Source organism: Methanophagales archaeon, assembly GCA_021159465.1.
Classification (GTDB): domain Archaea; phylum Halobacteriota; class Syntropharchaeia; order Alkanophagales; family Methanospirareceae; genus G60ANME1.
This window is the reverse complement of record JAGGRR010000062.1, coordinates 19,716-30,699: the sequence shown is the minus strand read 5'-3', so window position 1 is coordinate 30,699 and position 10,984 is coordinate 19,716. Positions and strand designations below refer to the sequence as shown.

14 protein-coding genes are annotated in these 10,984 nt (G+C 46.4%); 5 read left to right on the top strand and 9 right to left on the bottom strand.

Annotated features, from left to right (window positions below):
- Positions 1 to 128 precede the first annotated feature (128 nt).
- Positions 129 to 761 carry a hypothetical protein gene (locus J7J01_03415; GenBank protein ID MCD6209937.1) on the bottom strand — a complete coding sequence of 211 codons (633 nt, stop codon included), beginning with the start codon at positions 759 to 761 and terminating at the stop codon, positions 129 to 131.
- Between the two features lie 344 nt (positions 762 to 1,105).
- Between J7J01_03415 and mch the strand changes: the two genes are divergently transcribed.
- Positions 1,106 to 2,074, top strand: a complete 969-nt coding sequence (mch, locus tag J7J01_03410) for a methenyltetrahydromethanopterin cyclohydrolase (GenBank protein ID MCD6209936.1) — start codon at positions 1,106 to 1,108, stop codon at positions 2,072 to 2,074.
- 204 nt (positions 2,075 to 2,278) lie between these two features.
- On the opposite strand, the gene J7J01_03405 is transcribed toward mch, so the two are convergent.
- Together J7J01_03405 and J7J01_03400 are read right to left on the bottom strand one after the other, a co-directional pair.
- On the bottom strand, positions 2,279 to 2,644 hold the full coding sequence (locus J7J01_03405) for an Hsp20/alpha crystallin family protein (GenBank protein ID MCD6209935.1): 366 nt from the start codon (positions 2,642 to 2,644) through the stop codon (positions 2,279 to 2,281).
- A 16-nt stretch (positions 2,645 to 2,660) separates the two neighbouring features.
- Positions 2,661 to 3,413, bottom strand: coding sequence for a proteasome assembly chaperone family protein (locus J7J01_03400; protein ID MCD6209934.1), 753 nt, complete (start codon positions 3,411 to 3,413; stop codon positions 2,661 to 2,663).
- A gap of 204 nt (positions 3,414 to 3,617) precedes the next feature.
- Here J7J01_03400 and J7J01_03395 point away from each other — a divergent pair, with 204 nt between their 5' ends.
- A complete protein-coding gene (locus J7J01_03395; protein ID MCD6209933.1) occupies positions 3,618 to 3,830 on the top strand; it encodes a hypothetical protein in 213 nt (70 codons plus the stop codon).
- A 52-nt stretch (positions 3,831 to 3,882) separates the two neighbouring features.
- On the opposite strand, the gene J7J01_03390 is transcribed toward J7J01_03395, so the two are convergent.
- The 5 genes from J7J01_03390 to J7J01_03370 are packed head-to-tail and all read right to left on the bottom strand — an operon-like array spanning position 3,883 to position 7,413.
- Positions 3,883 to 5,103, bottom strand: coding sequence for a 2,3-bisphosphoglycerate-independent phosphoglycerate mutase (locus J7J01_03390; protein ID MCD6209932.1), 1,221 nt, complete (start codon positions 5,101 to 5,103; stop codon positions 3,883 to 3,885).
- Positions 5,104 to 5,113: 10 nt separating this feature from the next.
- The gene (locus J7J01_03385; GenBank protein ID MCD6209931.1) at positions 5,114 to 5,416 is read right to left on the bottom strand and encodes a 4Fe-4S binding protein; all 303 of its coding nucleotides are present in this window, start codon (positions 5,414 to 5,416) and stop codon (positions 5,114 to 5,116) included.
- A 4-nt stretch (positions 5,417 to 5,420) separates the two neighbouring features.
- Positions 5,421 to 5,978, bottom strand: coding sequence for a 2-oxoacid:acceptor oxidoreductase family protein (locus J7J01_03380; protein MCD6209930.1), 558 nt, complete (start codon positions 5,976 to 5,978; stop codon positions 5,421 to 5,423).
- A 59-nt stretch (positions 5,979 to 6,037) separates the two neighbouring features.
- On the bottom strand, positions 6,038 to 6,721 hold the full coding sequence (queC, locus tag J7J01_03375; GenBank protein MCD6209929.1) for a 7-cyano-7-deazaguanine synthase QueC: 684 nt from the start codon (positions 6,719 to 6,721) through the stop codon (positions 6,038 to 6,040).
- Positions 6,722 to 6,765: 44 nt separating this feature from the next.
- The gene (locus tag J7J01_03370) at positions 6,766 to 7,413 is read right to left on the bottom strand and encodes an MBL fold metallo-hydrolase (protein MCD6209928.1); all 648 of its coding nucleotides are present in this window, start codon (positions 7,411 to 7,413) and stop codon (positions 6,766 to 6,768) included.
- Positions 7,414 to 7,471: 58 nt separating this feature from the next.
- Here J7J01_03370 and J7J01_03365 point away from each other — a divergent pair, with 58 nt between their 5' ends.
- From J7J01_03365 to J7J01_03355, 3 genes are all read left to right on the top strand, one after another.
- Complete coding sequence (locus J7J01_03365) at positions 7,472 to 7,876, top strand: glycosyltransferase family 4 protein (protein ID MCD6209927.1); 405 nt, start codon at positions 7,472 to 7,474, stop codon at positions 7,874 to 7,876.
- A gap of 81 nt (positions 7,877 to 7,957) precedes the next feature.
- Positions 7,958 to 8,707, top strand: a complete 750-nt coding sequence (locus tag J7J01_03360; protein MCD6209926.1) for an ABC transporter ATP-binding protein — start codon at positions 7,958 to 7,960, stop codon at positions 8,705 to 8,707.
- Positions 8,708 to 9,940: a SufD family Fe-S cluster assembly protein gene (locus J7J01_03355; GenBank protein ID MCD6209925.1), complete on the top strand. Its 1,233-nt coding sequence runs from the start codon at positions 8,708 to 8,710 to the stop codon at positions 9,938 to 9,940.
- Here the strand turns inward: J7J01_03355 and J7J01_03350 are convergent.
- Positions 9,867 to 10,967, bottom strand: a complete 1,101-nt coding sequence (locus tag J7J01_03350) for a CofH family radical SAM protein (protein MCD6209924.1) — start codon at positions 10,965 to 10,967, stop codon at positions 9,867 to 9,869. The two genes, J7J01_03355 and J7J01_03350, sit on opposite strands and share 74 nt — an antisense overlap.
- Positions 10,968 to 10,984: the final 17 nt, after the last annotated feature.

Below are 10,984 nucleotides of genomic sequence, written 5' to 3'. Positions count from 1 at the left end.
TCTCTGCCTGACCCTTTCTATCATCCCGAGATTCTGTGCTACAGTGAACCAGAAGGGATCATCTCCAAGCAGCTTCTTGAGCTCCAGAACCTGCTTCTCCTTCTCTTTATACTTATGCTTATACTTTTTCACTGGCAATGCAACAGAAGCTCTTTTACCTTATCTATATCCTCGAATATATCAGCCTTTTCCTGCGTATCCGGCTCCAGAGATAGTTTACCTTCAAGTGTGTACAGGTCATCTACCAGCGTTGCAAGCTCATCCGCCGCATACGTCGGATTCACAATGGACCTCTTCAGCACCTGTGCCCTAATCATCCTCACACGAGCTTTAATCCATAGTGTGGAGGTTGGTACTGGGGCAGGTACTTCCTCTGATTCGCTGTGGGTGATAGCATGCTGAGCTTCTATATCTTCCTGCTCCCTCTCCACTTCCAGCTCATATTTCCTTATCTCCACCACTTCAAATCCAAAAAAGGCTATATACTGCGAATATAGCTCTTCAAGGTCTTTATTCAACTCTTTCTTCTCCTCTACGTCCTCCAATCGCTCTATAGCCTTCACAACCCTGATTTTATGGCGGTAGAGAGCGCGAATTTTGTCCTCCGCACCCCACTTCGAGTGGATGATAGACGGATATACCAGTTCTTGCAGTGCTCTTATTCTCTTCCTTGGATCCAGGATAGCAAATTGGTCATACATTGCGTGCATTACATACTCGCTAATAATGAGGGGATATAGCCTTATAAACTTTTCGTACATGCAACATTCTCACGCTAGAACTCGCCAAAGAGCTCACGAGCGAGAGCAATCGCAGCCACCTGGCTCGTACTCTAACGAGACACGCGGTAAGTAACTGTGAATAAGAAAGCAGCTTAGTAGAGCTATCATTAAAGCTCCCAAGATAGATTCAACAGCGGCAAAGACCTGTGGGAATGTAGAAATATGTCGAATCTGCATTAGCCATCATGTTCCCGGGAATAAATTTTCACACCCTTTCTCCTTCATAACCACGAACCACAATAAACGTATCATTATAAATAGGAATAGGTTGGATGATATTGTAATAGAAAGAGAAAGGTGAGAAGGAGAGTGAAAGAGGAATAATGATAAGTGTAAGTGTGAATGAGTATGGGCTGGACGTGTTTGAAGAGATGATGGATAACGCGGATGAGCTGCAGGTGGATATTCTGGAGCTGGATAATGGGACAACGGTAATAGATGCAGGCGTGGAAGTAGAAGGGGGATTTGAAGCGGGTCTATATGTAGCGCGGATATGCATGGCAGACCTCGCTGATATAAGAATCAGCACTTTTGACCTCGGTAAATTCTCAGTACCGGCATTAGAGCTCACCACTGACCACCCTGTAATTGCCTGTATGGCATCGCAATATGCAGGATGGCGGATTAAAGTGAAGAAATTCTTTGGCATGGGGTCAGGTCCTGCAAGGGCGCTTTCGCTCAATCCGCGTGAACTGTATGAGAAGATAGGGTACGAGGATGATGCAACCGAAGCGGTGTTAATTCTGGAGAGTAATGCAATACCAGATGAAGAAGTAACAGACAAGATAGCCGAAGACTGCAGAGTGGACACTGAGGACCTGTATATTGTTGTCGTGCCAACAGCCTCTCTCGCTGGCTCCGTACAGATATCCGCGAGAGGGATAGAAACCGGTATACACAAGTTTGATTCCCTGGGCTTCGATATAAACACCATAAAACATGCTCATGGTATCATCCCGGTCTCGCCGGTCGTGGGCAGTGATGTGGAATGTATGGGCTCTACGAACGACTGCATCATATATTGTGGTCGCATGTATTACACGGTGGAGTATGATGACGTGGATGAGCTGAAGAGCTATGTGAAGAAAGTGCCATCGCTGAACTCACCGGATTATGGCAAGCCGTTCTACAGAACCTTCAAGGATGCTGGTTTCGATTTCTTTAAAGTGGATGCCGGTATGTTTGCACCTGCGGAGATCACAGTAAACGAGATAAAAAGCGGGAAAACGTTTACAAGTGGGAAGATAAATACGGAGATACTGCTGGAGTCTTTTGGGATAGAGACGCTGTGAATACCTGTGATTAAAAGGATTCGGCGAAGAGGAAAGAGGTGTGATTGCCGTTATATTTGATGCTGGGATTATAATAGGGCTTTACTTTGCAGAGAAAATAGAGAGGAAGAAACGCATGAGAAGATAGTTTGAGGTTTGGCACTGCTGGAGTATTACAAGGATAAGGGGTAGGAAAAAGCACCTTTAACACTTTTACCTACTCTCTTATTGTATGGGTATGAGCACCTTTGTCCTCTTTTTTGGTAGTGATATCCTGAGGATGCCATTTTTAAGCGAAGCGGAAGCTTTATCGGGGTCTATCGGTTCGGGCAATTTTATCTGCTTTCTGAGCTGCTGAAAGCTTATTCGCCTCTGAACGCTACCCCACCTCTCCCAGCAGACCGCTTCGCTCATCTTCGCTTTTATCTCCACAGAATCCTCTGTTGTATTTATCTCCACATCTTCCTTCTTCACTCGAGGCAGGTCAAGAGTGATAACTATCTCATCACCCCTATCTTCCAGTTCATGCAACGGCTCTAAATTGCCGTTATAACTCCACATCGCATCTCTTATCCGCCTTTCCAGACCCATTTCTTTTTCATCTCCTCTAACGATACATGAATGGCATATCCTGCTCCGCACTCTTCTGCATCTCGGAAGCGGATAGAGCAGTCTGACGCATAAGGTCTCGCGCCTTCAGTTTTATCTCCTCCTCCTTCTCCATCAACTCCCCCACATCTATGCCCAATTGCAGGAATTTATCAAGGGAGCCAATAGCTGATGCCGCGGCACCAGGGTCGGGATATACTGGGAAACACTGAGCGAGCAGAGAAAACGCATTCAGCCCCCTCTTGTAACATTCTCGCAGCATTACCGCATATGTACCAGCAATGAAACCTTCTTGCAGCAGTTCCACCTGCTTCGCCTTCAGCTCCTTCACCACTTCCTCGTTGTTACCCACCGCAAAGACCTCCGGCTTCTCTATATCCATCCTGTTCTTCACCGGTAAGCCGGTTATTGATATCACGAGTGCCGCATTTATACTGCTGAACCAGTCAGCAAGTGTTCGAGTCAACGGATAGACCGCATTTGGAGGTACTGCAATCTCAGACGAGACCACTATCACCTCTTCGTTGCCATACAAACAGAAAGGGCTCTTCAATTTGCCACCATGGATGACCATAACCGGTGGGAACAAATCAGATTCAATGTACCCTATCGCATTATATTTCATCTTCTCCACGATGTAGGATGCTGCAATCGCACCCACCAGACCAACATCCGGCAAACCCTCTATCACTATCGGATTCTTATGCTCCACCCCTTCCTCTTCCACTATGCTTACAATCCCTTCTTTCATGTATCTCAAATTGTGTATTTGTATTTATATTTAATTTAAACTATTTTTACATTTCGCAGTGTCTGTAAGTCTGTAAGATCAATGTAAAAGCACTGGTTGATACATCATGGAGAAAATACCCGGCTGGATAGAACAGCTTACTCATGCCGAAGTTGAAACGAGATCACAGGAGAGATAAAAGCCCTGCATACACGCATAGATGGAGTGGAGAAGGAAGTTGCAAGCTTGAGAAGCGAGATGATGACAAAGTTTGAGGCGGTGGAGGTGGATGGCAGGCTTACAGGATTAAATGCAAAAGTGGATGTTAAGTTCGATAGCTTGAGAAATGAGATGATTTTGCGATTTGAGGCAGTAGATTCACGGTATGATTCCCTGGAAGCGCGGATTCCAGTGATGGAGAAGAAGGTAACTGCATAGCGTCTCAGCACAAACCTCTCTTTTCTGCACTGTGTTTCCCGTGAAATCCAAGTTAAGTCCCATACATTATATAACAGCCAGTGAAATCAGTTATTATTGGGAGCAAATCCAGACCTTTAAGTCTGCATAAGCCGCCAGATGCCACTGAAATCTCGTCAAAATGTTTCACTTCGTCCCTCCTCACTCCCTCTCCTTTCATCACAACGGGCACGGGATCGCTGCTATGGCGCTTTATTGATACCGGCGTACTGTGGTCCGCAGTGATAATAATATACGCATCCGCGTCTTTCAACTCTGCTACAAGCTCTTTATCTATCCTTGTGATCATCTCCTTCTTGCCCTCGAAGTTGCCGTCATGCCCCATGCTATCGGTTGCTTTCACATGCACGAATACGAAATCATAGCTTCGCAATGCGTTTAACGCTGCTTCGGCTTTGTTACCAAGATTCGTATCACTCTTGCCTGTCGCTCCCTCTATCGGGATGACCGTCATACCGAGATATTTCGCCACTCCTTTATAGAGCGAAGCGCCAGCTACACAGGCAGCACTTAATCCAAATCGGTCACGTATTGAAGAGATCTTATTATAACTGCCTGCACCGCGTAGTAGAAGTATATTCGCAGGTAATTCACCTTTTTGTCTCCTCTCTTCGTTCACTGGATGCTTGTTCAGGATCTCATAGCTCCTTCTTACCAATTCGTTCACGATGCGTGCGGTCTTCCTCTCCGCTGAGCCTTCTTTCAGCGGTCTGCATTCGCTCACGACACCACCCTCAACGTGCGTATCCACATCAGAAACCAGTTTTGAGAGATTATCACCACGCATTACGAGTGCACATCTATGCTCTGTTGTATTCCTCAGTGATATCCTGATGTCATCTATTTCGAGTCCGTCAAGTGCATCAGCCAGCTCTTTACTGCCCTTTCTGCCCGCTCTACGGTCAATAATCCGCATATTGGCATCAACGGTAGCGAAATTTGCTCTGAATGCGACATCGCCCTCTCGCAGTTCCATATCTGCACCGAGTGCCTCGAAAACCCCTCTGCCCGGATAATACTCATACGGGTTATATCCAAAGAGAGAGAGATGAGCGGTATCGCTACCCGGAACTATCCCTGGTGATATCACGTCTATCAAACCGTTAATCCCGGCTTCGCTCACTGCATCCATATTAGGTGTCTCAGCAGCCTGCAATGGCGTCTTACCACCCACCGTCGGTCTGTCACCAAGACCATCACAGACGATCAATATCGCTCTGGCTTCGCTCTTCATAATTTCTATTCTAATTCCCTTCCTCCTCTTTCTCCTCTTCCATTGTTATTACTCCTCGTGGACACTCGTGTGCACAGATTCCACAGCCCTTGCAATAGTACAAATCCGCCTCAAAGAACCCGTCTTCCGTCTCTTCAATGCAGCCCTCAGGACAATAGATATAGCATATACCACACTTTGTACATCTCTCATTCGCACGAACTGGTCTCTCAGACCGCCAATCGCCGGTCTTATATGTGGATGCACTCCCCGGCTCGGTGACCACAAAGCCTGGTTTCAGGTCTTTCCACCCTATCATATCTCCGTTGCTCATCTTCTTAACTCACCACCGTCTCATTATACGCTTCTAACATCGCTTCCTGGTTCTTTATTGCGAGTTTTCCAAATCGGTCTTCCATTACCCGCTTCAACGATTCTAACTGCACTATGCCCGTTGCCTTCACAAGCGCTCCTATCATTGCGGTATTGACAATAGGTAAGCCCAGAACTCGCCGGGCGATACTCATCGCATCCACGGTTGCCAATCTGCCCAATCCCAGCTCCGATTTCAAAGCTTCATGTGCTCTTTTTGTGCTCACTACTGCTATACCTCCTTCTTTGAGTTGTGAGAGTACAGTGCCTATATGCAACAGACCGGGGTCAAGCACGACGAGTACATCCGGTTCGGTTATCTCAGCCCTTATTTTTATTCGCTCACGCTCGTTCACTCGCAAGAAAGCAAGAACAGGTGCCCCTCTACGTTCTGGACCAAAAGAAGGCATTGATTGGGCATGTTTACCTTCAGCGATAGCCGCATGTGCCACCAGCTCTGCCAGCGTCACTCCTCCTTGCCCTCCCCTGCCATATACACAGATCTCAATCATATCATCCATCATACATACCTGCCTATCCTATTATTTTATGAAGGGCAATTTTAATAAAATAAGCTTTGGGTTCAGGTTTCGTACTCCGTGGGGTCTTCCACGCCCGCATCCCTGAACCCTCTCCGGCGGTGCTGACATGATTCACAGAGACCGCAATGCTTCTCACCGCCAAGGTAACATGAATAAGTGAATTTTAACGGAGCTCCTACTTCTATTCCTTTCTTTATTATCTCAGGTTTCAATAAGTCCACAAGAGGAGCTCGAACCTCAGGAGGAGTGGAGAAAGAAGCCACTGCCTTCTCCAGCACTACATTGTATCGCTCGACAAATTCCTTACTGTTGTCTGGATAAGACTTCGCCTCCTCGGCATTGAAGCCAACGAAGATACTATTCGCTGAGATTGCTTCCGCATACGCACTTGCTAATGATAAAAGGACCAGATTACGACATGGTACCCATGTGGAGGGTGTCTCATTCTTCTCCAGTTTCACTTCCTCGCCAGCAGGGACAACCTTCCTATAATCGGTCAACGCGGAACCCCCAAGCTCTTTGATCATATCAATAGTGGTGAATTTCAAATCAGCAGCGCCCAAATAAGCTGATATCCTCTTCACTGCTTCCCGCTCTCTCAACTCCGCACGCTGCCCGTAAGATACATGTAAGACATACAACTCATATCCCTCACGTGATGCGATTGTTGCCGCAACCGTCGAGTCTATTCCGCCAGAACATACACACACTGCTAATCTTCCCATTTCTCATCATTGTGCCAAATAAATAGCAAGCAGAAATGCAGAAATTAAGACCTCCAATCCAGCACCACTATCTCCATCTCATCTGGTGGTGGCAAATCGGTTTTACGAAGCGAAAGTTTCTCCTCCTCCCTCACTCGCTTCTTACCCCGCAGAAAGCTATCCACCTTATTTATATTCAATCGCAGAGGTGATGTCTTATAATGCATTGGTATCGCTATTTTTGGTTCCAGCTGGTTCAGTACCCTATTAGCGCCGCTCGCATCTATCGTGTACACACCTCCAACGGGTATGAACAGCACATCTATATCTCTCTCCCTGATGCTTCTTACCTGATTCTCGTCCAGAATATGCCCCAGATCGCCCAGATGGCATAATCTTATATCGTCTACATCAAAGAGAAAGACAGTATTCTCGCCCCTCTCCACGCCTTTTGAGGTATCGTGGTATGTATCAATGCCAAGAAATCTTATCCCGCTGGCAATATGCTCCCCTGGTCCTCTCACTACTTCTGGATTGCCCTTCACTGCCGCTACATTATTATGGTCGTAATGCTCATGACTGACAGTGACGACATCAGCCCGCAAATCCGGCATTTGATACCCTATGCTCTCGTCATAAGGGTCTGTAACTATCACCACCCCTGCTTCACCTGATATCTCAAAACAGGCATGTCCACACCATCTTATCTCCATCTTATTCTCACCCCTAAACTTTATATCATATTATATGAGTGGGATATATACATATATAATGAGGATAGGTTTTTTCGTCCGGGAATATCCGGCGAGGCTGGTTGAGTTCGTATCAGAAGATGAAAGGATATTGCATTACGGCAGTTGCGATCTGTTCGTTGCGCCATCGGTATATGAACCTTTTGGCATCACTGCACTGGAAGCGATGACGATGGAGAAACCTGTTGTAGCTGGTGCCATGGGTATAAGTGGATTCCGCGATTTCGTAATCCCCTCTGGTCATGACCAGACAGGTATCCATGTGGATGGCAGTAATTCCCCCGATATAGCATGGAGGATAAACATCTTGCTGGATGATATGGAGAATACTAGAGAGATGGGAAAAAGAGGCAGGATGCGAGTGAAGAAGTATTTCACATGGGATAAAATCGCAGAATATACTGTCTACTGTCTCAATCTATGAAGAAGTGTAAATAGGGTTGATAAAGAAGTAGCGAGAATATATAAATAGAAGTGGGTATATGTGAACGGTAAAATCATAAAGATGCTGGAAATAGAGAACCTGACGGTGGAAGTAGCAGGGAAGGAGATCCTACGTGGTTTATACCTGAATATCGAGCGTGGAGAGGTGCATGTATTATTTGGACCAAATGGCTGTGGTAAGACAACCCTTTTGTTGACTATACTTGGTTTTCCAGGCTATAAGGTCAAAAGCGGGAGTATAAAATTTAAAGGTGTTGATATAACAAATTTACCAACCAACGAGCGAGTGAAGCTGGGGATGGGTGTATCATTCCAGCATCCACCTCAGATAAGGGGCGTCACGCTCGGCGACATGGTGAATATCGCACAGGGTAGAAGCGAGGCATCAATAGATGAAGGTATGATAGAGCTTGCAGCGAGGGTAAATATCCCCTCTGAGTTCCTTAACCGGGATGTAAATCTCGGTTTTTCCGGTGGCGAGGTGAAGCGGTCGGAGATACTCCAGCTGATGGCGCAATCACCGGAGTTCATTATGTTCGATGAGCCTGATTCCGGTGTTGATGTGGAGAACATAGAGCTTATAGGCGGGATAATGTGTGAACTTCTGGACAGGAATAAGTTGCCGAGTAAGAGAGCACGTGCGGGACTTATAATTACCCATAGTGGTTTTATCATGCGCTACATAAAAGCTGACCGCGCGCATGTGATGCTCGATGGCAGTATAGCCTGTTCTGGTATGCCTGACGAGATAACAAAGAACATAATGGAAGGGGGATTTGAGAAATGTGTGGAGAAATGCAGGGTGAGGTGAATGAATAAGCGAGATATGCGAGATATGATAGAGCGCGCGAAGCGTGCACGAGAGAAGAAAGCAGGTCTGGGCGATGACATCAACCTCGAGCGTTATAATACAGAGACCAGAGAACACGATGCTCTCAAGTCGCTCGCCGAAGTTCCTCAGGAGTATAAGCAGAATCTGCTTCGTGCTGGCATTGAACCTTCTGAGAGTGGCAGGTCCGGCTCTTTCCTGCTGCAAGACCGCTCTGTGGTATTCTCGCGTGTGAAATTCCCCGGTCTGGAGCTTATGAGCACCACAGAAGCATTGAAACAGCATGAATGGCTCGCAGATTATCTATGGAGGGCAATACCTGTTGATTTGGATAAATATACCTCTGATGTTGAATTAGACCAGATGAATGGTTATTTTATCAGAGCAAAAGCCAATTCGAAGGTAACTATTCCGGTCCAGGCTTGCTTATTCATTACTACTGATAAAACCGGGCAGAAGGTTCACAATATCATAATTGCAGAAGAGAACTCGGAGCTTCATATTATCACTGGCTGTTCCGTTGCTCATGCAGTCAAGTCAGCGCTTCATCTCGGCGTTTCTGAGTTCTATGTGAAGCGCGGTGCCAAAATCACTTTTACTATGATACACAACTGGAGCGAAGGTGTGGAGGTGAGACCAAGAACCGCAGTGGTGATAGAAGATGACGGGACTTTCATAAGCAACTATATCTTAATGACACCGGTGAAATCACTTCAAACGTATCCAACTGCGTATTGCGAGGGTAAGAATGCGAGAGCTAATTTTCAATCCATCATCTATGCATCAGGCAATGCCCGAATAGATACGGGCTCAAGAGCAGTGCTGAAGGGCGAACGCAGCAGAGCGGAGATCATCTCCAGAGTGGTCGCTACCGATAACGCGGAGGTCATCGCACGTGGTGAGATGATAGGCGAGGGTGCAAATGCAAGTGGACACATAGAATGCAGGGGGTTGATACTCTCTGATAATGCGACAATAACCTCTATTCCAGAACTCAAAGCTGTTCGTAAAGACCTTGACCTCTCGCATGAAGCTGCGGTGGGTAAGATAGCAGAGGAGGCGATATTGTACCTGATGGCTCGTGGCTTGAGTGAAGAAGAAGCCACATCAGTGATCATTCGCGGTTTCCTGAATGTTGACATCACTGGACTTCCTGATGCGCTTGCGCGTGAGACGAAGAAGATGCTCGATATGAGTCTGGAGAAGGTGATGTGAAGACCCTGATAATATTGTAAAAAGTATCTCGTTCCGCCGCTATCTTATTAGCTCCTCTGATAAGTGCCACTATGTTTGCAATTGCAAGTGTGCATGGCGTCTTTGCACCCGCTGCATGTGTAACCTTCTCACCCATCAACGTACCGTCTATGTCATTTGCACCATAATTCAACGCAACCTGTGCAAGCTTTGCACCAAGTGCAACCCAGTACGCCCTTATACTCCTGAAATTACGCAGTACTATCCTCGAAATTGCTATCGTCTTGAGAACGTCGATTGGGTTCGCTTTATGCCTGATATGCAACCCAAGTTCTGTGTTCTCAGGATGAAATAGAAGAGGAATGAAAGATACAAACCCGCCAGTCTTCTCCTGCAGCTCCCAGAGCCTGAGAAGATGGGTAGCACGATCTGCCGGCTGTTCTACATGCCCGAAGAGCATCGTCGCATTACTTCTCAGACCAATACTGTGTGCTATCTCCATGATCTTGAGCCATTCCCCTGCTCCCAGCTTCCCCGGACATATGATTCTCCTTATCCTCTCTTCAAGGATCTCCGCTCCACCACCCGGCAATGCTTGTAGTCCTGCATCCTTCAATCTCAGCAGTACCTCCTTCACGCTCATACCCTCTATCTGTGATAGAAAATATATTTCAGTGGCGGTAAGTGCTTTGATACAGACTTTGGGGAATCGCATTCTTATCTGATTGAAGATATTCTCGAAGTATTCTACGTCCATTGCAGGATTCAATGAACCAACGATATGAAGCTCAGTAGCGCCCTTCTTTACCGCATCTTCAACCTGTCCCAATACTTCCTCAACACTCATGAAGTACGCTTCTTTATCCTCAGGCTCACGATAGAAAGCGCATAAGGGGCATCTTGCAACACAGATATTCGTATAATTTATATGCCTGTTAATGACGAAAGTAACTAAATTCCCATCTTCACGATTTATACGATCTGCTCGTTCTCCGAGTTCATGAACGTCCTCTTTAAATAACTCTTCTATCTCTTTACGTCTCACCACAGCTCTAATAGTCCCCT

Coding starts and splice junctions, on each gene's coding strand:
- J7J01_03415 (MCD6209937.1), bottom strand. CDS start 761: ATGTACGAAAAGTTTATAAGGCTATATCCCCTCATTATTAGCGAGTAT.
- mch (MCD6209936.1), top strand. CDS start 1,106: ATGATAAGTGTAAGTGTGAATGAGTATGGGCTGGACGTGTTTGAAGAG.
- J7J01_03405 (MCD6209935.1), bottom strand. CDS start 2,644: ATGGGTCTGGAAAGGCGGATAAGAGATGCGATGTGGAGTTATAACGGC.
- J7J01_03400 (MCD6209934.1), bottom strand. CDS start 3,413: ATGAAAGAAGGGATTGTAAGCATAGTGGAAGAGGAAGGGGTGGAGCAT.
- J7J01_03390 (MCD6209932.1), bottom strand. CDS start 5,103: ATGAAGAGCGAAGCCAGAGCGATATTGATCGTCTGTGATGGTCTTGGT.
- J7J01_03385 (MCD6209931.1), bottom strand. CDS start 5,416: ATGAGCAACGGAGATATGATAGGGTGGAAAGACCTGAAACCAGGCTTT.
- J7J01_03380 (MCD6209930.1), bottom strand. CDS start 5,978: ATGATGGATGATATGATTGAGATCTGTGTATATGGCAGGGGAGGGCAA.
- queC (MCD6209929.1), bottom strand. CDS start 6,721: ATGGGAAGATTAGCAGTGTGTGTATGTTCTGGCGGAATAGACTCGACG.
- J7J01_03370 (MCD6209928.1), bottom strand. CDS start 7,413: ATGGAGATAAGATGGTGTGGACATGCCTGTTTTGAGATATCAGGTGAA.
- J7J01_03365 (MCD6209927.1), top strand. CDS start 7,472: ATGAGGATAGGTTTTTTCGTCCGGGAATATCCGGCGAGGCTGGTTGAG.
- J7J01_03360 (MCD6209926.1), top strand. CDS start 7,958: ATGCTGGAAATAGAGAACCTGACGGTGGAAGTAGCAGGGAAGGAGATC.
- J7J01_03355 (MCD6209925.1), top strand. CDS start 8,708: ATGAATAAGCGAGATATGCGAGATATGATAGAGCGCGCGAAGCGTGCA.